Consider the following 22581-nt stretch of genomic DNA (forward strand, 5'->3'; position numbering starts at 1 on the left):
TCAGCTTCCCTCCTTGGGCTTGTCGCCGGTTCGGGAACGGGAGATTCGCAGGTCGGCCCCCTCCTCGCCGCGCGTGCCGAGGTCGGCGTTCTCGCTGACGGGGGATCCGGGGGCGCGCATCGCCAGTTCGATCTCCTCCTCGTTGATGTCGACGTCGGGCTCGTCCACGATCCGGTCACGGCGGTTGAGCAGGACCAGCGAGGCGACCGCGACGGCCGCGGTGGCCAGGACGACGACCTCACCGAAGGTGTCCAGCGCGCGGAAGTCGGCGAGGATCACGTTGACGAGGTTGTGCCCCCCGGCCTGCTCGGCGTAGCCGGCGAACTCACGCGAGATGGGTTCGGCGGTGCGCGCGCTCGTCGTCAGCCACAGCGCCACCGCGATGAAGGTGCCCGCGGCCGAGCACAGGAGGAGGGTCAGTCGTTTGGCCCACCCGTTGGGCCGGGTGTGGAAGGTCGTCGGCAGCAGGCGCAGGACGAACACCAGGATGATGGTCGTCAGCGTTTCGACGAGCACCAGCGTGAGCGCCAGGTCGGGCGCCCCGTGCAGGACGAACAGACCCGCGATGCCGAATCCCATCGCGCTGAGGAGGATGAGGGCGGGGAACCTGCGGTGTTCGCGCACGGTCGCGACCGCGGTGACGATGATGACCAGGGCGACGACCGCCTCAAGGGGGCTGTCCCACAGGCGCAGGTGCTCTCCGCCCAGGGGTAGCGCCAGCTCACCGGTGATCAGGGCCGCGAGCATGCGCAGTCCCGGCAGCGCGAGCATCGTGGCCAGGATGATGCCGAGGTAGACCGGCAGGGAGCCGCTCTGCGAGCGGCGCGTGACGCTCAGCGCGCTGGAGTAGACGGTGTGGATGAACAGGTGGTAGCCCGCGTCGGCGTCCGGCCAGCGCGGCATCGAGTTCTGCAGCCTGGCGACGGGGCGACGCCACCAGAACATCGCCGCGCCCAAGACGATGACCAGCGCCGACAGTCCGAGCGCCGGGGTGAGGCCGTGCCACAGGGCGAGGTGGTAGGGGTACCCGCCGTCGTCGTAGGCGGCGGCGTAGGACTGGGCGATCGGGTCGAGGAGGGGCGAGGCGACCCCCAGGACCAGGCCGGCCGCCGACAGCAGGACCGGGGCCGCCACGAACGGGGCCGAGGGCGCTTTGAAGCGGCGCGCGGAGACGGTGGCCTTGTCCGCGAAGGCCCCCCAGACGAACCTGGCGCTGTAGGCGAAGGTGAGCACCGAGCCGAACACCAGGCCGACCAGCACGGTCCAGGCGACCCCCTGGGGGAGTTCGCCGGCGTGGCCGGGGACGAACGCCTCCAGCGCCGCCTCCTTGCCGACGAAGCCGAGCAACGGCGGCAGGCCCGCCATGGAGGCCGCCGCGAGACCGGCCGCCACCGCGAGCACCGGCATCCGCCGCCCCAGGCCGCTGAGCCGGCTGATGCTGCGCGTCCCCGTCTGGTGGTCGACGATCCCCACGGTCAAAAACAGCGTGGACTTGAACAGGCCGTGGGACAGCAGCACCCCGATGGTGGCGATCGCGGCGGTGTGGGTGCCCGCCCCGGCCAGCAGGGTGAGGAAACCGAGCTGGCTGACGGTGCCGTAGGCGAGGAGGAGTTTCAGGTCGTCTTGGCGCAGTGCTCGCCACCCGCCGACGACCATCGTGGCCAGACCGAAGCCGAGCACGAGGACGCGCCAGGGATCGACGTCGGCGAAACCGGGGGACAGCCGGGCGATGAGGTAGACGCCGCCCTTGACCATCGCCGCCGCGTGCAGGTAGCCGCTGACCGGGGTCGGGGCGACCATCGCGCCCGGGAGCCAGTAGTGCAGGGGGGCCTGGGCGGACTTGGCGAAGGCGCCGGCCAGGATGAGGACCAGGGCCGCCGGCAACCAGGGGCTGTCGGTGGGCGGGTCGGCCAGCAGGGCGGAGATGCTGTAGGTCCCGCCGATGGTGCCCAGGATGATGAAGCCGATGAGCATGAGCAGGCCGAAGCCCGCGGTGGTGACCAGGGCCTGGGTGGCCGCGCGCCGGGAGTTCTCCTTGCGGTCGTCATGGCCGACGAGCAGGAACGAGGTGACCGAGGTCAGTTCCCAGAAGACATAGAGCGCGAACAGGTTGTCGGTGGTGACGACCCCGAGCATCGATCCGGCGAACAGCACCATCACCGAGGCGAGTCGACCGAGCGCGCGCTCGCCGGAGGAGAAGTAGGCGGCGCTGTAGCAGAAGATGACGGCGCCCACGCCGGAGACCAGCAGCACCATCGCGAGGGCGAGCGCGTCGAGCCGGAAGTCGAGGTTGATGTCGAGGGCGGGCACCCAGGGGATGGACGCGGAAACGGCCCGGCCGGCGACGATCTCCGGTGCCTGGGAGAGCGCCCAGACCGCGGACAGGATCGGCGGCAGGCTCGCCACCAGGAAGGCGCGAGGTCCCAGGAGCCGTACCAACGGCGGTATCGCGACCGCAGCCAGGGCGTGGATCGCGATGATGAAGGGCAGCAGCATAAGTGACGTTATCGATGGTCAGGACCGGAGGCGCAACCTTTCTCACCACCGGACGGCGGGCGGGCGGGGCGAGGTGTCGAACGGACGGAACACCCCAAAGGGTAACCGCACTCCTCCTTCCCATCTTGACGTCACCGCGCCGAGGTGTACTATTTGCCGCCCCCCGACCGACCACGGACGATCGTCACTCTCCGTATTTATACTGGTAGGGCGGGAAAATCAGGTCCTTCTCCGGAACGCCACCGGCTCGAATTCCCAATTTCACCGTGTTTGATCTCATACAACAAGAAAGATGAGACACGGCGTCCCACTTACAGCGCGTCGTCACGGGCCGCCCGAAGCACCGTGTCCGGTTACGCAGCGTCTCCACCCCTCGTATGGCCTGTTCTCGGGGATGACATGAAACGCCTCACTCCCCGTCTCCGGCCGGAGACGGCCGGCGGCACGGGGACGGCACGGTATTTCACCCCGCGATCCGGTTCGCGGTGGTCACTGGGTCGGGCCAGAATTACGGTCATGGCCCGAACTACGTCCCAACCTCCGGCGGAACTCGCTGAGAAGATCATCGACATCGACGTCTCCGAGGAAATGCGCGGCAGCTTCCTGGAGTACGCCTACTCGGTCATCTACCAGCGCGCGCTGCCGGACGCCCGCGACGGGCTCAAGCCCGTTCAGCGGCGCATCCTCTACCAGATGAACGAAATGGGCCTGCGGCCCGACCGCGCGCACGTCAAGTGCGCCCGCGTGGTCGGCGAGGTCATGGGAAAGCTGCACCCGCACGGCGACGGCTCCATCTACGACGCGCTGGTCCGGCTCAGCCAGCCCTTCGCCATGCGCGTCCCGCTCGTCGACGGACACGGCAACTTCGGTTCTCTGGGCGGCGACGACGCACCCGCGGCCATGCGCTACACCGAGGCGCGCCTGGCCTCCCCCGCCGAGCTGATGGTCGCCTCCATCGACGAGAACGTCGTGGACTTCCGCCCCAACTACGACGGCCAGGAGCAGGAACCCGAGGTCCTGCCGGCCGCGTTCCCCAACCTGCTGGTCAACGGGGCCTCCGGTATCGCGGTGGGCATGGCGACCAACATGGCGCCGCACAACCTCGGTGAGGTCATCTCCGCCGCGCGTCACCTCATCGCACACCCCGACGCCACCCTGGACGACCTCATGGAGTTCGTCCCCGGCCCCGACCTGCCCACCGGCGGCACCATCGTGGGCCTCGACGGCATCCGCGACGCCTATGTGAAGGGCCGCGGCACCTTCCGCACCCGCGCCACCGTGTCGATCGAGAAGGTCACCCCGCGGCGCACCGGCCTGGTCGTCACCGAGCTGCCCTACAACGTCGGCCCCGAGAAGGTCGTCAGCCGCATCAAGGAACTGGTGCAGGCCAAGAAGATCCAGGGCATCTCCGACCTGAAGGACCTCACCGACCGCAACCAGGGCCTGCGGCTGGTGATCGAGCTGAAGAACGGCTTCAACCCCGAGGCCGTCCTGGAGGAGCTGTACCGCCTCACGCCGATGGAGGAGTCCTTCGGCATCAACAACGTGGCCCTGGTCGACGGACAGCCGCAGACGCTGGGCCTGCGCGAGCTCCTCTCGGTCTACGTCGACCACCGCCTCGAGGTGGTCCGGCGTCGCTGCGAGTTCCGCAGGGCCAAGCGGCAGGAGCGCCTGCACCTGGTCGCGGGCCTGCTGGTCGCGCTGCTCGGTATCGACGAGGTCATCGCGTTGATCCGCGAATCCGAGGACTCCGGGCAGGCGCGGGAGCGTCTCATGGACCGCTTCGGGCTCTCCGACGTCCAGGCCCGCTACATCCTGGACACGCCGCTGCGCCGGCTCACCAAGTACGACCGGCTGGAGCTGGAGGGCGAGCGTGACCGCCTCGACTCCGAGATCGCCGAGCTCACCGCGATCCTGGAGTCCGACGCCAAACTGCGCCGGGTCGTCTCCAAGGAGCTCGCCGAGGTCGCCAAGCAGTACGCCACGCCGCGCCGCACCGTCCTCAAGGAGAGCTCCGGCGCCACCCGCACCGCCGCGGTCCCGCTGGAGGTCGGCGACGACCCCTGCCACGTCCTGCTGAGCTCCAGCGGGATGCTCGGCCGCAGCGTGGGGGCCCGGCTTCCGCGGATGTTCGAGGGGCTGCGGGTCCGCCACGACGCGATCACCGCCTCGGTCCCGGCGACGGTGCGCGGTGAGATCGCGATCGTCACCGACCTGGGCCGGTTGATCCGGATCCCGGTGCTGGAGCTGCCCGAGGTGCCCGACGAGGGGGCGGACGTGCCGCCGCTGGCCTCCGGCTCCCCGGTGACGGAGTTCGTGGAGCTGGCCGACGGCGAGCGGGTGATCTCGCTGGCCAGCCTCGCAGGCGACGGACCGGGGCTGGTCGTGGGCACCGAGCAGGGCGTGGTCAAGCGGGTCACCGACTATCCGCAGAACAAGGACGACTTCGAGGTCATCGGCCTCAAGGAGGGCGACCGGCTCGTCGGCGCGACACAGCTGTCGACCGGCGAGGAGGACCTGGTCTTCATCACCTCCGAGGCCCAGCTGCTGCGCTTCCCCGCCTCGTCGGTGCGTCCCCAGGGGCGTCCGGCCGGTGGCGTGGCCGGTGTCCGGCTGGGCGAGGGCGCCCGCGCCCTGTGGTTCGGGGCGGTTCCCGTCCCCGAGGACTCCGTCGTGCTCACCGTGGCCGGAACCTCCGCCGCGCTGCCCGGATCCCAGGCCGGCGCGGCGAAGGTGACCCCCTTCGAGGTCTATCCGGTCAAGGGGCGCGCGACCGGGGGTGTTCGCTGCCACCGGTTCCTCAAGGGCGAGGACACCTTGCTCTTCGCCTGGGTGGGCCGCGCCCCGGCGCGGGCCTCGCGCGCGGACGGCGGACCGGTCCGCCTGCCCGACCTGGACGGACGTCGCGACGGCTCCGGTGAGGCGCTTCCCCGCCCCATCGCCTTCGTCGGAAGCGGCCAGACCGACACCGGGGTGACCGCACCGGCCTCGGGCTCCTGATCCCCGGGGCGGCGGGGCACCCCGCCCTTCCGGGAACGGGGCGGGGTTCGCGGCGACCGCACCCGGCCGCTGGAACGGGAATGCTCACGGCTTCCCCTCTGTTGGAACGCCCGACGAAAGGAGTACGCATGGCGGAGACGTCGTACGACACCTTTGCCCGTGGCCGCCGCTTCTTCAACCTCGGCGATCCGATCGGCGCGGCCCGGGTCCTGGCCCCGCTGGCGGAGGCCGAGCCCAACAGCCGCTCGGTCCTGGAGCTCCTCGGCCGGTCCTACTTCCATTCGGCCCAGCTCGCCAAGGCGGAGGAGACGTTCCGCCGGCTGGTCGAACTCGACCCCTGTGACGCGTGGGCGCACATCGCGCTCGCCCGGACCCTGGAACGGCAGAACCGCGAATCCGAGGCCGCCCCGCACCGCCGGATGCACGGGGTGATGTCCGGAGGTTCCCTCGACTGACCCGGGCGACGACGACGGCGACGGGCCGCTCCCCTTGGGGGCGGCCCGCCCGCGTATACGCTTCGTCCCATGTCAGCCTCGCCAGACACCCCCGACCCGTGGATCGACCGCTCGTGCTCCCGCAACCGCTCCTGGAGTGACGAGGCCGTCCGCAGGATCACCGCCGACGCCGCCCGCTCCGCAGACACCCACCTGCACGTCTTCCCCCTGCCCGAGGAGTGGGGCATCGACCTGTACCTCAAGGACGAGTCGGTCCACCCCACCGGCAGTCTCAAGCACCGGCTGGCCCGGTCGCTGTTCCTGTACGGGCTGGCCAACGGCTGGATCGACGAGGGGACCACGATCGTCGAGGCGAGCTCCGGGTCGACCGCGGTCTCCGAGGCCTACTTCGCGCGGCTGCTCGGCCTGGAATTCATCACCGTCGTACCACGCCGGACCAGCCCGGAGAAGATCGCGCTGATCGAGCGTTACGGCGGTCGCTGCCACTTCGTGGACGTCCCCGCCGAGATGTACACCGAGGCCGAGCGGCTCGCCGCCGAGAGCGGCGGTCACTACATGGACCAGTTCACCTACGCCGAGCGGGCCACGGACTGGCGCGGTAACAACAACATCGCCGAATCGATCTTCTCCCAGCTCACCCTGGAACGGCACCCGATCCCCGACTGGATCGTGGTGGGCGCGGGCACCGGCGGGACCTCGGCCACGATCGGCCGTTACCTGCGTTACCGTCGCCACCACACCCGGCTGGCCGTCGTGGACCCGGAGAACTCCGCGTTCTTTCCCAGTTGGGTCACCGGCGCGCCCGACTACGCCACCGGCATGCCCTCGCGTATCGAGGGCATCGGCCGTCCTCGCGTGGAGCCCAGCTTCGTCCCCTCGGTCATCGACGTGATGATCCCGGTGCCGGACGCGGCGAGCATCGCCGCGATGCGCCATCTCAACGACGTCACCGGGCTGTGCGCGGGCGGTTCCACCGGTACGAACCTGTGGGGGGTGTGGCGGCTCGTGGCGCGGATGCTCGAGAGCGGACGGCGTGGCAGTGTCGTCACGCTGATCTGCGACGGCGGCGAACGGTACCGGCACAGCTACTACGACGACGAGTGGGTCGCCGCCCAGGGCTTGGACCTGCGCCCCTACACCGCCACGCTGGAGCGCTTCCTCGCCACCGGCGCGTGGGTGGAGGAATAGCCGGCGGGCCCGGTCCCGGCCGCCGCGGTCCCGTGGGAACGTGGCGGCCGGGACCGTCCGCGTCTTAGGCGTCGATCCTGGAGAGGTCGAGCTCGCGGGCGCCCTTGGCGATGAACTCGCGTCGAGGCGCGACCTCGTTGCCCATGAGGAGGCTGAACACCGCCGCGGCCTCCTCGGCCTGCTCCACCCGGATCCGGCGCAGCGTGCGGTAACGCGGGTCCATGGTGGTCTCGGCGAGCTGGTCGGCGTCCATCTCGCCCAGGCCCTTGTAGCGCTGGACCGGTTCCTTCCAGGTCTTGCCCTTCTTCTCCAACTCGGCGAGCGTGCGGTGCAGCTCGGCGTCGGAGTAGGTGTAGATGTACTTGTCCTCGGGACGGGCCCCGCGCTTCTTGCGGACGTTGGTCAGCTCGATGCGGTGCAGCGGGGGCACGGCCGCGTAGACCCGGCCGGCCTCCAGCATGGGCCGCATGTAGCGGTAGAACAGCGTCAGCAGCAGGCAGCGGATGTGCGCGCCGTCGACGTCGGCGTCGGCCATGAGGATGACCCGGCCATAACGCGCCGCCTCGACGTCGAAGGTGCGTCCCGACCCGGCCCCGATGACCTGGATGATCGCGGCGCACTCGGCGTTCTTCAGCATGTCGGCCACGGACGACTTCTGGACGTTGAGGATCTTGCCGCGGATGGGCAGCAGGGCCTGGAACTCGGAGTCGCGGGCGAGCTTGGCGGTTCCCAGGGCGGAGTCGCCCTCCACGATGAACAGCTCGCTGCGCTCCAGCCCCTCGCTGCGGCAGTCGACCAGCTTGGCGGGCAGCGCGGAGTTCTCCAGGGCGTTCTTGCGGCGCTGGGTCTCGCGCTGCTGCCGGGCCGCAAGGCGCGCCTTGGCCGCGTTGGCGACCTTCTCCAAGACGGCGCGCGCCTGCTGCTTCTCGGCCCGCTTGGTGGAGGTCAGGAAGTGCCGTAGCTCCTTGCCCACCACCTGGGAGACGATGCGGCTGGCGGCCGAGGTGCCCAGGATCTCCTTGGTCTGGCCCTCGAACTGCGGTTCGGGAAGCCGGACCGTCACCACCGCGGTGAGGCCCTCCAGCACGTCCTCCTTGACGACCGGGTCGTCACTGGCCTTGAGCAGCTTCGTGCTGCGCAGCTGGTCGTTGATCACGCGCACCAGGGCCCGGTCGAAACCGGCGAGGTGGGTGCCCCCCTTGGGGGTGGCGATGACGTTGACGAAGGACCGCACCGTGGTGTCGTACCCCGTGCCCCAGCGCAGGGCGACGTCGACCTCCAGCTGGCGCTCGACCTCGGTCGGCGTCATGTGGCCGTTCTCGTCGAGGACCGGGACGGTCTCCTTGAACTGGCCGGTGCCCTGGATGCGCAGCACGTCGCTGACGGGCTCGTCGGGGGCGAGGAAGGTGCAGAACTCGCCGATCCCGCCGTCGAAGCGGAACTCCTCCTCGTAGGGCTCCTCGCCCTCGGTCCGCTCATCACGCACCGAGATCGTCAGTCCCGGAATGAGGAAGGCCGTCTGACGGGCGCGTTCGAGGAGCGCCTCGCGGGCGATGTCGGCGTCCTTCAGGAAGATCTGACGGTCGGCCCAGAACCGCACCCGGGTACCGGTGACCTTGCGGGCCACTCTGCGGGTGCGGACGAGGCCGGACTCGGGGGTGAAGCCCGCGTCGGGGCCGGCGGCGTCGAAGCGTCCGGGAATGCCGCGCCGGAAGCTGATGGCGTTGGTGTGTCCCTCGCGGTCGACCTCGACGTCCAGACGCGCCGACAGGGCGTTGACGACGGAGGCGCCGACACCGTGCAGACCACCCGAGGCGGTGTAGGAGCCGGTGCCGAACTTGCCTCCGGCGTGCAGTTTGGTCATGACCAGCTCGACGCCGGACAGGCCGCTCTTCGGTTCGACGTCGACCGGGATGCCGCGTCCGTTGTCGCGCACCTCGACCGACCCGTCGGCGTGCAGCACCACGTCGATACGTGTGCAGAAGCCGCCGAGCGCCTCGTCGACGGCGTTGTCGATGATCTCCCACATGCAGTGGGTCAGGCCCCGGCTGTCGGTGGAGCCGATGTACATGCCGGGCCGCTTGCGGACCGCCTCAAGACCTTCCAAGACCGAAAGGTGCCGCGCGGAATAATCCTCGGGGTCATGGACGGCTGCGGTGAGGGCGGTCACGTGGACTCTCCTGCGAATCGAGGGTTTTCGAGCGCGCCGCGGCCGGCGGACCGGGGCGCGGAGGTACAGGGGCGGGCACTGGACGAGCGCGCCCGTCTGCCGTCGAAGCCGTCCGTGCGTGCTCGTCATCTTCGTGCCATAGGCACAGTAGTTCGAATTGCAGGGTAGCGGCACCCTACGACATCCGCGTAGCGGAGCGTGTCGCCGGGTATGACACGGACAGGATGTTCCGCCGAACCGGAGAGGTAGGTCACAAACCGGGCGGATTCCGCTGTCGGCGTACAACAGACCTGGTTGGGAAGGTCTGCGTCCGGTTAGATGTTGTCCTGAGTGACTAGCGCCGAGTATTGAGGAAGGCGAAGTGACTGGAACTCTTGCCCCCACCCAGCCGCTGACGGCTGCTGACCGTTGCGACCGTTGCGGCGCGCAGGCGTATGTCCGAGTGGTTCTCAACTCCGGTGGCGAACTGCTGTTCTGCGCCCACCACATGCGTAAGCACGACGAATCGATCCGCAAGATCGCGTCGGACATCCAGGACGAGACCGACCGGCTCCACTCCACCCCCGCCGCCGCGTCCGACGGCGAGCGCTGACCCACAAGAGACGTGCGGCGGCGGCCTCCTCACCCGGAGGCCGCCGCCGAAGTCTTTTCCGGCCCCCTTTGCGCGGCCGAGTGATCGTGGACACGTGCCCGAACGGGCCCCCCGACTTTCCACCCTGGGTAGCTTGGGAGGCGGCCACCGCGGCCCGCGGTCGGCGCCACGGTCGCACGACCCGGGAGTGGAGGACCCATGCTCATCCTGCTGCCGCCATCGGAGGGCAAGGCCGACGAGGGGCGCGGCGCCCTGCTCGACCTCGGCGCGCTCACCCTGCCCGAGGTGAGCTCCGCCCGCGAGAGCGTGCTGGCGGAGCTGGAGCGGGTGTGCGCGGGCCCCGCCGAGGAGGCGCGCAAGGCGCTGGACCTGTCCCCGGGACAGGCCGCCACCGCGCTCGAACGCAACCGCGCGCTGCGCACCGCTCCGACTCTGCGCGCCGCCGACCTCTACACGGGCGTCCTCTACGACGCCCTGCGCCTGCCCGACCTGCTCACGGGCGACTCCGCGCAGCTCACCCGAGACTCCGTCCTGATCTTCTCGGGCCTGTGGGGCGTGGTCGGCCCCGATGACCCGATCCCCCCGTACCGTCTGTCGATGGGGGTGCGGCTGCCGGCGCTGGGAGCGCTCGGCGCGTTCTGGCGCGCCCACCTGACGGACCTGCTGACCAAACGGGCGGAGGAGCGGCTCGTCGTGGACTGCCGCTCCGCGACCTACGCGGCGGCGTTCCGTCCCACGGGCGCGACCGCCGAACGCACCGTCACCCTTCGGGTCCTGCGCGAGACCATCGTGGCCGGTGAACCGCGGCGCACCGTCGTCAGCCACATGGCCAAGGCCACCCGCGGAGTGATCGCGCACGCGCTCTTGAGCGCGCGCGTCACCGCGCGGACCCCTCACGAACTGCGCGAAGCGCTGCGCGACCTCGACCACGACGTCGAACTCGCCCCGCCCGCGCGGACGGGACAGCCCTATCGGATGGACGTGGTCGTGCGAGACTAGGATGTGACACGCGACACGACGTGCTCCACGCCCCGTCCTCGTTGGTGGTGCCCATGTCCTCGTCTCGCCTGCCCGCCTCCCGCCCCTCCCCCGGCCCGGTCCGCCCGTCCGCCCCCGCGACCGGCACCGCGGTCACGGCCGGCACCTCGCCCCTGTACTTCTGCGTCGGCCTGTTCTCGGTGTGGTTCCTCGCCACCCTGCTGGTGACGGCGACCGGGGCTCAGGACGCGGCCCCCTTCCAGGTGGTGTTCTACGCCCTGCTGGGCGTCGGCGGCTACCTCGCGCCGCCGCGCCGTCCCCGCGCCCTGCGCGCCCTGGGGTGGGGGCTGGTGGCCGGCTCGCTGGGCGGGATGCTCACCGCCCTGCCCTGGGGCTGAGCCCTCTCACGCCAGGTGCAGCTCGATCAGGGCGTTGGCGAAGGCCCGCTTCCCCTCCTCGTCCCCCGCCGTGTAGGACCATGGTGCCCTGTGCAGACGGTGCCCCACCTGGTAGAAGTGCCACCGCGCGCGGACCTTCTCCTCCCCCGCGTGGAACACCCACCCCATGAGGTGGTGGGCTTCGAGGTCGCGCGGATGCGGTAAGGCGCTCATGCACCACTTGTCCGCTGCGGCGGCGACCTCGTCCAGGGTCCTCCCGTTGAAGTAGGTGACCTCCTGCCTCATCGCGGCGAGGTACCTCTTGGACTTCAGCAGCCCGCGCTGCCGTCCGAGGAACCGCTCGATGTGGGCCAACGCGATCATCGAGACCACCGGATGGCCGTGTGGGGCGTTGGCCACCGTCGCACGGGCGAAGTCCATCATCTCCTCGTGGCTGCCGCCCCACTTCTCCGAGAGGAGCTGCAACCGCGCCCAGTGACCGGAGAAGAGGGTGGGGCAGCGTTCGACGACCCGCTGCCAGATCGTGTCGCTGTCGTTCCGGTCGAACTGCAGACCGAGCCCCACCCATTGGAGGCACGACCAGGGCACCGGGTCGTCGGGGAAGAGCTCGGCGGCGGCCAGGAGGGGGTCTCGCGCGTCGGCGAGGGTGCGGTGGAACAGTTTGAAGCGGTCCGTGCCGACGGTGTCCGCGAAACCGCCGCCTCGGATCCGCCACGCCTCGACGATCAGCGTCCGTCCCAGCCACACCAGGATGTCGGCGGCTTCCTGCGGAGGCGTCTCCCGGGTGAGCAGAGCGTGGATCTCACGGCTGAGGCCGACCGCGGCGGCGCCGAGCGCGTCGACGCGCAGCGCGCGCGTCTCCGGATTCCCTCGTGTCTCCGCCAGGAGGACCAACCCCGCCCGCAGATGGCCCTCTCGCACCGCGTCGACGCCCGCATCCAGGGCGGGATCGTTCCAACAACGGTCGGCGACGATCCCGCTCATGACCGTTTCCACCCGACCGGCCCTGTGGCCCCCTCCGAACAAGCCCATGAGCATGGGAGGATAGCGCCGAAATAGCCCGAAAGCGGGGTTGAGATAACTTTCTAAGCCCGCTCAGCCCAGCTCAAGGCGTTCCATCGTCTCGCGGAACTCCTCCATCGCGGTTCCCGTACCGAAGTAGTCCCAGGGGACCGCCATGAAGCGGTCCCCGATCCGGCCCAGGTGGAGACGGGCGGCGTCGTCGTCCCCGCAGTCGGCGAAGACCCCACCGAAGAGATGGTGGGCCTCGATGTCACGCGGGTGCTCCTCTCCCCCCGAGAGCCATCGCTCCGACGCCTCCTTCAGCTCCGCAACCGTCTCCACCGAGTAATGGTCGACGGAGAAGCGCACGAACGCCTTGTAGCTTCCCTCGTCCAGCAGGGGCATGCGCTCACGCAGCAGGTACTCGGCGTGGGCCAGCGGCAGCATCGCGACGAGGGGATGCCCCGAAGGCGCCGTACGCGCCGTGGTCCGGGCGAAGTCGAACATCTCCTCATGGGAGCCGCCCCACTTGTCGGAGAGGATCTGGAGACGCCCCCAGTGCCCGGGGAAGATCGTCGGGCAGCGCTCGATGATGTTGCGCCAGATCTCGTCCTTGTCCGCCCGGTCGAGCTGAGAGCCCATCGCGAAGGACTGGAGGCACACCCAGGGCACCGGGTCCTCGGGGAACAGGTGCGCGGAGGCCAGGAGGGGTTCCCGCGCCTCGGCGAGGGTGGCGAAGAACAGTTTGAACCGGTCACGGCCCACGGTTTCGGCCCAGCCGCCACCACGGATCTTCCACGCCTCCCTGATGAGGGTGGACCCCAACCACAGCAGGATGTCGGCCGCGTCCCGGGGATCGGTCTCCTCCTCCAGGAGACCGGCGATGTGCCCGCTGTGCCCGACCGCGGCTCCTCCCAGGGCCTCGACCCGCTGGGCGCGCTTTTCCGGATCGTCGCGGCACTCCCGCAACAGCGCCGTTCCGGCCAGGAGGTGCCCCTCCTCGACCGCGTCGACGCCCGCGTCCAGGGCGGGATCCTTCCAGCAACGGCCGGGGATGTAGGTGACCTGGGGTTTGCCATGGTCGACGCGCTTACGGCGCCCGAAGAGCCTCATGGAGCGAGATTAGCGGCTCCTAAGAACACGAACACCTCTTTTCCGCCACAAGCGGCAAACCGGCCTTATCGCCGTAAATGGTGTGATCAACTGTGATTCGAGATAACAAACCGGTCTCGGTTTTTTATCTCGCCCATACATCGCCCGCGGGATGATCGGCATACCGGATGGAGGGAGTCATCGCAAGCACCCTCGCCACGACGCTGCACGGACCTCGCCACATCCGTGGAGCGAACCGCCGTGGTAGAGAACGCCGGCGATGCCGACGGGCTGCCGCCCCTGCTCGGGGTGGCAGCCCGTCGGCCCGCCTCTTCGGCCCGGCCTCTCGGGGCGGCCGGCACGAAGACGGGTCAGTCCAGGTAGTCGCGGAGAACCTGGGAGCGCGACGGATGCCGAAGCTTCGACATCGTCTTGCTCTCTATCTGACGGATCCGCTCGCGGGTCACACCGTAGACCTTGCCGATCTCGTCCAGCGTCTTGGGCTGACCGTCGGTGAGCCCGAAACGCATCGAGACCACACCCGCCTCGCGCTCCGACAGCGTGTCGAGGACCGAGTGCAGCTGCTCCTGCAGGAGCGTGAAGCTGACCGCCTCGCCCGGCTGGATCGCCTCGGAGTCCTCGATGAGGTCGCCGAACTCGCTGTCTCCGTCCTCGCCCAACGGGGTGTGCAGCGAGATCGGCTCACGGCCGTACTTTTGAACCTCGACGACCTTCTCGGGGGTCATGTCGAGTTCCTTGGCGAGCTCTTCGGGAGTGGGCTCGCGACCGAGGTCCTGCAACATCTGCCGCTGGACGCGGGCCAGCTTGTTGATGACCTCGACCATGTGCACCGGGATGCGGATGGTCCGGGCCTGGTCGGCCATCGCCCGGGTGATCGCCTGACGGATCCACCAGGTGGCGTAGGTGGAGAACTTGTAACCCTTGGTGTAGTCGAACTTCTCGACCGCGCGGATCAGACCCAGGTTGCCCTCCTGGATGAGGTCCAGGAAGAGCATGCCGCGTCCGGTGTAGCGCTTGGCCAGCGAGACCACCAGGCGCAGGTTCGCCTCGAGCAGGTGCTTCTTGGCCCGGCTGCCGTCCTCGGCGATCCACTCGAGCTCGTCGCGGAACTCGAACGGCAGCGAGTCGCCCTCTTCGGCCAGCTTCTCCTCGGCGAACAACCCCGCCTCGATACGCTTGGCGAGCTCGACCTCCTGCTCCGCGTTGAGCAGCGGAACCTTGCCGATCTGCTTGAGGTAGTCCTTGACCGGGTCGGCGGTGGCGCCCGCGGCGACGACCTGCGCCGCGGGGGCGTCGTCGTCATCGTCGTAGAGGACGAACGCCTCGTCCTCGGAGGTGTTGGCGGTGGCCTTCTCCGGGATGCCCGCGGTCTCGGGCTTGAGCCCCGACCCGGCCACCGGACCGTCGACGACCTCGACCTCGTCGTCGGTGTCCTCGACCAGCTCCAGCTCGGCGCCGGTCTCCTCGGCGTCGTCGAAGTCGGTGACCTCGAGATCGATCTCCTCGTCCTCGAGGTTGACCTCGTCGGTCTTCTTCGTCGTGGTCTTGACGGCCGCCTTCTTGGCCGTGGTGCGCTTGGCCGGCGCGCTCTTGGCGGTCGCGGCCTTCGCCGTCCGCTTGGTTCCCCCCTCGCCCGTGGCGGCACCCGTGGCCCGCTTCTTGGCGGGAGTGGCGGCCTTGGCGGTCTCGACCACGGCGGTCACGCTGTCGGGCTGCTCCTGAGCCGCCGCGGCACGCTTCACCCTGGTCGTGGTGGTCTTGGGAGCGGTCGTCTTGCGACGTGTGGACTTGCGCCGCGTCGGTGCGGACTCCGCCGCGCCGACGACGAGGGTGACCCCCTCCTTCGTCAGGCTGCGGAGCACGGCCTGAGCCTTCGACATGGGAATGTCGGCCTCTTCAAAGGCACGGCGCACGTCCTCGGGCTCAAGGTACCCCTGGGACCGCCCACGCTCGATCAGCTGCTGGATGACAGGCTCGTGCAGCGACTCCTGCTGCTTGGAGCGGGTCGAACTGGCAGGTGACACAAACACCTCTCGAACGGACGTGTGGCGAGATTGCTGGACCCGGCGGCCCGAAGAGTCAGGAGGCAAGGTGGTGCTCTTTTCCTCACTCAAGCCCGGGACGCCCCTCGCTTGTGCGGAGGGCGTTGTTTTCTGTCGAGCGTACGTGCCGTCCCTGGCGTTCGGGCACGCCCGCCCAGTAGGATTTTCACCGCAGCTACGCGGATTCAATCCAGTGGTTCGGGTCCTCATCGGATCATCCCCGCGTGCGCGGAGACCACCACGGTGGATCCTCATCCCACCTTAGGCAAGGTCGGAGAGTTCTTCGTACAGTCTCAATCTTCCGGCTCGGCCTCGATCGCCGGAACATGGACGGCGAGCAACGTGACATCGTCGTCCTGCTCATACCCCGCGAGCATGTTCTCAACAAGGTATTCGAGCATCTTCTGCGGGTCGCCGACCACCTCCGCTGGCGCCTGGGACGCGACGGTTACGAGTTCGTCGAGACCCGAGGCGACCGAGCGCCTACGGTTCTCTACTAGTCCATCGGAATAGAGCACCACGGTGTTACCGGGCTGGACGAAAATTTTGTGGTGGGCCCGTTCGAAGGGCATCCCCAGGGGCGTCGCGGGCTCGGTCTCGAGCAGCCGCGGCTCGGCGTCGGGCGCCACCACCAGGGGCGGAAGGTGCCCGGCGTTGCCGAGGTAGCCGTGTCCCGTGCCGGGCTCCAGGACGAAATAGGCCAGTGTGGTGATCTGGTCGTCGCGTTCGGTCGCGTCGAACATCCGGTCCAGCCCGGTGAGCACGTCGGCGGGTTCGGGCATGCTGAAGGCCAGCGCCCGCAGCGCGTTGCGCACCCGGCTCATACCGGTGGCGGCCTTGATGCCCTTGCCCATCACGTCGCCCAGGACACCGGCCACCCTGCCGTCGCTCAATTCGAAGGCGTCGTACCAGTCGCCGCCGACCTGGACGTACTTGGTGCCGGGGTTGTACAGGGAGGCGAAGCGGATGCCGCGCACCTCGGGAAGGTCCTCGGGCAGCAGGCTCTGCTGGAGCGCCTCGGCGGTGCGGTGTTCGCGCTCGTAGAGCGTTGCCCGCTCCAACGCGAGCGCGCACTGGCCGGCCAGCGCCTCAAGGAAGATCCGTTCCTCGTCGGAGACGTCGCGGGTTCCGTTGAAGGCGAAACGCAGCGCCCCGATGGCCCGGCCCGCGCTCATCAGGGGCAGCGCCACCCAGGCGCGCTCGTCGGTGTGACGCAGGTAGGTGACCGCGTCCTCGTGGTGCTCCATCAGTTCCAGGAGCGCCTGGGGCGAACCGGCGATGGCGGGCTTGCGCTCGCGCACCGCGAGGGTCATGGTGCTGGGGAACTCCAGGGCCACCTCGGCCGGCGGCGCGCCGGGGATGTCGGGGATCCCGTCGGAGTTGAGCAGCCGCAACCGCAGACGTTCGCGGTCGAGCAGGGCCACAGCGGTGCGGTACACGCCGACGGCGGTCTCGCCGATCTCGGTCATGGCGTGCACGACCTGGTCCACGGTGAGCGCCTCGGCGAGGTCGGAGGTCGCCTTCTGCAACCTGACCGTCCGCAGCGCGGCCTCGCCGAGCTGCTGGGTGAGGCGCTGGCGCATCTCCTCGGCCTCGCGCTGGGTGGTGATGTCGCTGTGGGTGCCGACCCACTCGACCACGGCGTCGTCGCGGACCAGCGGGACCGCCCTGGAGTGGTAGTGGCGGAACTCGCCGGAGCGGATGCGCACCCGGAAGGTCGCGTCGAAGGGCGTCCGGTCCTGCACGGCGTCGTCCCAGGCGCGCTCCACGCGCTCGCGGTCGTCGACGTGGACCCGGCCCAACCAGCCCTCGGCGAGGTACTCCTCGGGGTCCTGGCCGGTGATGGCGCGCCATTCGGCGCAGTCCTCGTGGGTGCGTCCGTCGGGCGCGGCCGCCCAGACGATCTGGTTGCTGGCCTGCAGGAGCGAGCGGTAGCGCTCCTCACTGCGCCGCAGGGTGGTCTCGGCCTTGTGCCTGTCGCTGATGTCGACCGCGATGAGGGCCACGCCGGTGGCCTGCCCCTCGGCGTCGTGGGCGGGAAACCACGACATCGCCCAGTGGCGGTCGTCGTCAGGACGGCTCGGCGTGCCACCGATGAGGTGGTGGTCGCTGTAGACGACGGACTCCCCGGCCAGGACCGCGGACAGCGCGGTCTCGTGGGCGCAGGCGTCCTCCTCGTCGAGGACCTCGGAGGGGGTACGTCCGTGGCAGTCGCCGGAGTCCACCCCGTAGATCGTCGCCAGCGTGCGATTGACCCGCTGGTAGCGCAGGTCGGGGGTGAAGAAGGCGAACCCGATGGGAGCCTCCTTGAGGAGGGTGTCCAGCAACGCGGCATCCACCGGACTCAATCCGGACAGCCGAGGAGGCGGCACGGACGTCTCGGTGTTCATACGGGACACCTCCGGGATCCTTCCCGCTGCCGGGGATCTATGGCTGTCGGGCGCCCACGGCCCGCGACCCGCAGCGCCACGGCGACCCGGGTCTGCGGGACCACGCCCTCCTCCCGGGACGGACGGCCCCGGCCGGCTCGCCGGTTCCGCGCTCCCGGTCGCATCAGCATAAGCCACGGGACGCCGGTCGCGCTGATCCGCCCACAGCGGACGGTGACCGGTCATAGCCGAAAGTGAATGATACGTGGTGGTGCGAACAGCGGACGGAAAGGCGCGTTTTCCGGACAGTCCAATACCGGGAAAGAATTCTTGACCTGCTGCTCCTCGGCCTTCCCGAGCGGGCCGGTGGGAAGGCGGGCGCGCTCAGGAACGCGCGGTCCTCGCCTTCTCCGCCGCCTTCCGCTCCTGTTTGAACGCGCGGACCCGGGCCAGGGACTCGGGATCGTGGACATCGGCGACCGAGCGCGCCGTTCCGTCCTCGCCATAGGGCCCCGCCGCCTCACGCCAGCCCTGTGGACGGACCCCCAGCTGCTTGCCGAGGAGCGCCAGGAGGATCTGGCTCTTCTGCTCGCCGAACCCCGGCAGGGCCCGCGACCGGCGCGCTACCTCCGCACCCGTGGGGACATCGCGCCACAGGGCCTCGGCATCGCCTTCGTAGTGCTCGACCAGATGGCGGCACAGGTCCTGGAGGCGCCGGGCCATCGAGCCGGGGTAACGGTGGACCGCGGGCTTGTCCGAGAGCAGCGCCGCAAAGCGCTGCGGGTCGTACTGCGCGATCCCCCTCGCGTCCAGGTCCTCGCGCCCGAGCCTGCGCGCGATGGCCGCGGGAGCCGCGAAGGCGCGTTCCATGGGGACCTGCTGATCGAACAGCATGCCGGCCACCAAGGCCAGGGGACTGCGGGAGAGCAGGCGGTCGGCGGAGTCGTCCTGGGCGAGGTGAAGCCGGACCGTCATAGGTCAAGGGTCGCACAAAGGCTCTGTAAGAGGCGCTCGGTAAGGGGTTGACACCAGAGGGCGACGTTGTGAAATGGATGTGGTCGCCGTCCAGACCACTGCCATCGAGGGGGCGTGAGCGAGGATGCTCAAGACCTATCCCGTCGGTGACCTCCGGCAGGTCACCACCCGACTTCACGCGGAGTTCAGCGCGCTCTCCCACCAGCGCGTCGAACGCTGCGTCGCCGACACCTGGAGATGCGCCGAGCACCTCGGGTTCGACGTCACCCCCGGTCTCGTGGAACGCGTCGCCCGGGAACACCTCCAAGCCATGGTCAAATCCGAACCGCCGTCGAACCTGGGTTCCACCGTCGTCCCGGGCTCCGGCCCCCACGGCCGCACCGGCTGACGACGCCTCCGTCCGAGCATCCGCCGTTCCCGAACGGTCGCGAACGACCTCGCGCGCAGCGCGCCCCGGACAGGGCGCGCTGCGCGTGTGCGGCCCCACCCGACCGGATCGGCGACCTTTCCCACGCGGGTGCCATAGTCTCGTTGGGTGTCCCTGCCACCCCTTTCCCTGAGATCCGCCACCCCACCTCCCCCCAACGACGTCTTCGCCGAGATGCTGCGCGCCGCGCGTTCCCTGTTGGCGATGCGCCACCCGCTCGACGCCGAACTGGTGGTCAGCGAACTCCTCGGCTCCTGGTGGGGGCAGCGCGTCCCCGGCGTCGACGTCGAACGCGTCCTCGGCGAGGGTCTCGTCTCCTACGCCGCGGGGACCGGCTCCCCCGCCGGCCTGGCGCTGCTGGCCGGGATCTCCGCGCTGGGCACCTCCGAGCGGCAACGCCGGCTCGCCACCGAGGCGGTGACGGAGCTCATCGGGCACGGCGTCGCCGGCCCCTCATGGGCCGCGTCCGTCGGCCGGGTCCGCCCGCTGGAGTGCCACGTGTCCGGTTCCCTCTTCGGTGACACCGACGAGATCGTCTGCACGTTCCGCAGCGACATCGACGCCGCGGCCGGCGAGCAGACCGCGGAGCACGCCCTGATCGCGGTCGTCGACCACAACGCGGGCGGGGTGCTGCGCGACGTCTGGGTGACGACCAAGGTCGAACGGCTCCTCGCCCATTGCCGTGACGAGGCCGAGGCCAACCCGATGGCCACCTTCGAGACCGTCACCCCGGAACGCGCGCGGGGACTCCTGGAGGCGGCGCTGGAGCGGACCGAGTCCCTGGTCAACGGCGGCGACCGGCCGGCCCGCCTCCCCGGCGGCGGCGACGGCCTCACCGGGGGTTCCCTGGCGGCGCACCGTGCGCTGCTCAGCGCCCGCGTCCGCGCGCTGCCCCGGCCGCAAAAGCCGGTGGGGATCCCGTCGTGGCGGCGGGACCGTCGCGCGGTCCTCGCGGCCCGCTTCCTCGCCTCCGACGCGGCCGCCGAACTCTCCGACAGCTACGCCGCGAGCCGCTGTGTGGACCACATCATCGACTACGGGTGCGACGTCGACTTCGGCCGCCCGTTGCGGGTGAGCCCGCGCAAGGTCGAGGCGTTCCTGCTCTCCTGGCTGCCCCGCCGGGTGGTGCTCCTGCCCGCGGAACAGGAGGCGATGCCCCACGTGCTGGCCGCCTGGATCCGCTGGGCCGGCCCGCGCGGCGGGCTGCCCGAGATCGCGGTGGGCGCCACGCTGGACGCCGTGTGGGAGTCCACGGCCGCGTTCACGCGCTCCTACCGGGACCCCTCCTCCTTCGGTCTGCGCCACGACGCCGTGCGGCGGCTGCTGCCCGACGGCGACCTGTCCGCGCTCCCCCGCCGCATGTTCGCCTTCCCCCTCCTGGCCAGTGACCTGGTCTGGGAGGAGACCGGCCTGGACCCCTCGACCGCCGAGGGAAGACGCGCGCTGTTGCGGTTGGACCTGTTCGGCGAGTACGGGGACGGTTCCGGCGGGCGTGGCCGCCACTCCGCCCCCGAAGAGCCGGCACCTCGCCTCCAGCACCCCGAGGTCCCCGAGCCGGAGGAGACGCTGGCGGCGCACGAACGCCTGGCCGAACGGCTGTGGCACGGCGACCCTCCGGCCCTGTGGAACGCCGCCCAACGGTTGCTGGACCGCGGGCACTCCCGTTCGGCCGTGCTGGAGACGCTGCTCGACGTGCTGGGGGAGACCGGGGACGGCGAGGACCTGGACGAACGGCTCGACGACCTGTGATCCAGGCCCTCCGGACGGGCTAGGCCGCGGGCTCCAGCAGCCGCTCACGCAACGCCTCGACGGTCTCGGGCTTCACCCGCAGCCCCGAGAGCACGTAATCGTCGAAGGAACCGTGCAACCGCTCCACCTCGGCGAAGGCGGTCTCCAGGTAGGAGGTGCGCACCTCCAGCATCGGCCTGACCTCCTCGGGATCGATGCCGCGCCCCTGGATCAGCTCCAGCATCCAGGCGGTCGCCGCGCTGAGCCGGCTGTTGCTCGCCAGGTAGTCCTCGACGACGGTCTGCCGGGGCACCCCCAACAGCGTCAGCAGGATGACCGCGCCCCAACCGGTGCGGTCCTTGCCCGCGCTGCAGTGGAACACCAGCGGCAACGGCCCCTCGGCGGCGCGCTCGACCAGTTCGCGGTAGGCCGAACGGGCGTCGTCGGCGCCGACCAGCGTCCGGTTCACCTCGTGCATGAACCGCTCGGCTCCGTTGTCGGCGAGCAGTTCCCGCGCCCGTTCGGTGTCGCTGAACATGGCCGCGAGGTCGCCGCCCGTGCGGTGGTTCCCCTGCACGTCGAGCACGACGTGTTCGGCGCCGGCCGGGACCCGGTCCGCTTCGCGTTCGCGTTCGAACACCGTGCGCAGGTCGATCATCAGACGCAGGCCCAGTCTCTCCAGCGTCGCGAGGTCCTCCTCGTCGAGTCGGCTCAGGGCGTCGGCGCGAAACAGCATGCCACGGCGGATCCGCCGTCCGTCCTCCGTGGGGTAACCACCGAGGTCGCGGAAGTTGGGGGCGGTGCGCAGGATCGAGGAGTCGTTGTTCACGGACGCGACAATACCGATCCCCCACCGCCCCGGCACAGGACGGCCGGCACAGGTCACGACGTCAGAGCGCCGCCCTGTAGCTCGCGGATCTCCTCGCCGGCCTCCTTGACGTCCTTGGCCGTGTCCACACCACGCCAGAAGCCGTCGATCCGGTAGCCGTGCAGCCGTCCCTCCTCGGCCAGCCGCGGGAAGGTCGAGGACTCGTGGTCGCCCTTGACCGGCAGGAGCGGCGTCATCCCCGGTTCGAAGAGGTAGACGCCGGCGTTGATCCACAACGGCAGGACGGGGCTCTGGGTGAAACCCTCGATCCGGTCGTCGTCGGTGATGTCGACAACACCCCACGTGGTGCGGAAACGGGCGAGCGCCAGGGTGGCCAGCCCTCCCTTGGCCCGGTGGTGGGCGGTGAACTCCCGCAACGGGAACCAGGTGAGGATGTCACCGTTGAGCGCGAAGTAGGGGGACTCCGCGTCGCGCAACCCCGAAGCCGCGAAGCGCAGCGCGCCGCCCCGGCCCAAAGGCTCGTCCTCGGTCATCAAGGTGACCGTGGGGCCGTCGGTCCGTCCGGACAGGTGCTCCTGTAGCACTTCCGCCTTGTAACCGCAGGAGACGACCACGTGCTCGACCCCGTGGCCGGCGAGCCACTCCAGCTGGTAGTCGATGATGGGCCGCCCGGCGACCTCCACCATCGCTTTGGGGCGGGTGTCGGTGTAGGGGCGCAGGCGGGTGGCCTGCCCTCCGGCCAGGATGACGGCCTGGCTGACGGGGGTGGTGGAAGCAGTCATGCAGCGGACCCTAGCAGGGGCGCCCCGCCCCTCGTCG

The 22581-nt window shown here is 70.0% G+C and carries 17 protein-coding genes; 8 read left to right on the forward strand and 9 right to left on the reverse strand.

From position 1 onward, the window contains the following. On the reverse strand, positions 1-2496 hold the full coding sequence (mbhE, locus tag B5D66_RS18155; RefSeq protein ID WP_078762959.1) for a hydrogen gas-evolving membrane-bound hydrogenase subunit E: 2496 nt from the start codon (positions 2494-2496) through the stop codon (positions 1-3). A 516-nt stretch (positions 2497-3012) separates the two neighbouring features. On the opposite strand from mbhE, the gene B5D66_RS18160 reads away from it, so the two are divergent. The 3 genes from B5D66_RS18160 to cds1 all read left to right on the forward strand — a co-directional run bounded on the left by B5D66_RS18160 (position 3013) and on the right by cds1 (position 7139). Then, positions 3013-5496 (forward strand): DNA gyrase/topoisomerase IV subunit A, encoded by a 2484-nt coding sequence (locus B5D66_RS18160; protein ID WP_078762960.1) that lies wholly within the window; start codon positions 3013-3015, stop codon positions 5494-5496. Positions 5497-5624: 128 nt separating this feature from the next. Next, entirely contained in the window at positions 5625-5951 is a 327-nt protein-coding gene (locus tag B5D66_RS18165; RefSeq protein WP_078762961.1) for a tetratricopeptide repeat protein, read from the forward strand. 69 nt (positions 5952-6020) lie between these two features. Next, the gene (gene cds1 / locus B5D66_RS18170; protein WP_078762962.1) at positions 6021-7139 is read left to right on the forward strand and encodes an L-cysteine desulfhydrase Cds1; all 1119 of its coding nucleotides are present in this window, start codon (positions 6021-6023) and stop codon (positions 7137-7139) included. 64 nt (positions 7140-7203) lie between these two features. Here the strand turns inward: cds1 and B5D66_RS18175 are convergent, their stop codons facing one another. After that, positions 7204-9309, reverse strand: a complete 2106-nt coding sequence (locus tag B5D66_RS18175; protein WP_078762963.1) for a DNA gyrase/topoisomerase IV subunit B — start codon at positions 9307-9309, stop codon at positions 7204-7206. A gap of 361 nt (positions 9310-9670) precedes the next feature. Here B5D66_RS18175 and B5D66_RS18180 point away from each other — a divergent pair, with 361 nt between their 5' ends. From B5D66_RS18180 to B5D66_RS25530, 3 genes are all read left to right on the forward strand, one after another. Beyond that, positions 9671-9901, forward strand: a complete 231-nt coding sequence (locus B5D66_RS18180) for a DUF7455 domain-containing protein (protein WP_078762964.1) — start codon at positions 9671-9673, stop codon at positions 9899-9901. Positions 9902-10099: 198 nt separating this feature from the next. Further along, entirely contained in the window at positions 10100-10900 is an 801-nt protein-coding gene (yaaA, locus tag B5D66_RS18185; RefSeq protein WP_078762965.1) for a peroxide stress protein YaaA, read from the forward strand. 53 nt (positions 10901-10953) lie between these two features. Further along, positions 10954-11277 carry a hypothetical protein gene (locus B5D66_RS25530; RefSeq protein ID WP_159457288.1) on the forward strand — a complete coding sequence of 108 codons (324 nt, stop codon included), beginning with the start codon at positions 10954-10956 and terminating at the stop codon, positions 11275-11277. A gap of 6 nt (positions 11278-11283) precedes the next feature. Here B5D66_RS25530 and B5D66_RS18195 read toward each other — a convergent pair whose 3' ends face one another. The 5 genes from B5D66_RS18195 to B5D66_RS18215 all read right to left on the reverse strand — a co-directional run bounded on the left by B5D66_RS18195 (position 11284) and on the right by B5D66_RS18215 (position 18778). Next, complete coding sequence (locus B5D66_RS18195) at positions 11284-12261, reverse strand: hypothetical protein (protein ID WP_200813700.1); 978 nt, start codon at positions 12259-12261, stop codon at positions 11284-11286. Between the two features lie 111 nt (positions 12262-12372). Continuing rightward, a complete protein-coding gene (locus tag B5D66_RS18200) occupies positions 12373-13392 on the reverse strand; it encodes a hypothetical protein (RefSeq protein ID WP_078762967.1) in 1020 nt (339 codons plus the stop codon). Between the two features lie 350 nt (positions 13393-13742). Beyond that, complete coding sequence (locus B5D66_RS18205; protein WP_235001100.1) at positions 13743-15305, reverse strand: RNA polymerase sigma factor; 1563 nt, start codon at positions 15303-15305, stop codon at positions 13743-13745. Positions 15306-15727: 422 nt separating this feature from the next. Further along, entirely contained in the window at positions 15728-17824 is a 2097-nt protein-coding gene (locus tag B5D66_RS18210; RefSeq protein ID WP_078762969.1) for a SpoIIE family protein phosphatase, read from the reverse strand. A 363-nt stretch (positions 17825-18187) separates the two neighbouring features. Then, positions 18188-18778 (reverse strand): HhH-GPD-type base excision DNA repair protein, encoded by a 591-nt coding sequence (locus tag B5D66_RS18215; RefSeq protein WP_078762970.1) that lies wholly within the window; start codon positions 18776-18778, stop codon positions 18188-18190. Between the two features lie 124 nt (positions 18779-18902). Here B5D66_RS18215 and B5D66_RS18220 point away from each other — a divergent pair, with 124 nt between their 5' ends. Then, complete coding sequence (locus B5D66_RS18220; RefSeq protein ID WP_078762971.1) at positions 18903-19166, forward strand: hypothetical protein; 264 nt, start codon at positions 18903-18905, stop codon at positions 19164-19166. A gap of 213 nt (positions 19167-19379) precedes the next feature. Next, positions 19380-20954, forward strand: a complete 1575-nt coding sequence (locus B5D66_RS18225; protein WP_078762972.1) for a hypothetical protein — start codon at positions 19380-19382, stop codon at positions 20952-20954. Between the two features lie 19 nt (positions 20955-20973). Here the strand turns inward: B5D66_RS18225 and B5D66_RS18230 are convergent, their stop codons facing one another. Both B5D66_RS18230 and B5D66_RS18235 read right to left on the reverse strand, forming a co-directional pair. Further along, the gene (locus tag B5D66_RS18230; protein WP_235001084.1) at positions 20974-21762 is read right to left on the reverse strand and encodes a tyrosine-protein phosphatase; all 789 of its coding nucleotides are present in this window, start codon (positions 21760-21762) and stop codon (positions 20974-20976) included. Between the two features lie 53 nt (positions 21763-21815). Then, the gene (locus B5D66_RS18235; protein WP_078762973.1) at positions 21816-22544 is read right to left on the reverse strand and encodes a nucleotidyltransferase family protein; all 729 of its coding nucleotides are present in this window, start codon (positions 22542-22544) and stop codon (positions 21816-21818) included. Positions 22545-22581 lie beyond the last annotated feature (37 nt).

This window comes from Marinactinospora thermotolerans DSM 45154 (assembly GCF_900167435.1).
GTDB lineage: Bacteria > Actinomycetota > Actinomycetes > Streptosporangiales > Streptosporangiaceae > Marinactinospora > Marinactinospora thermotolerans.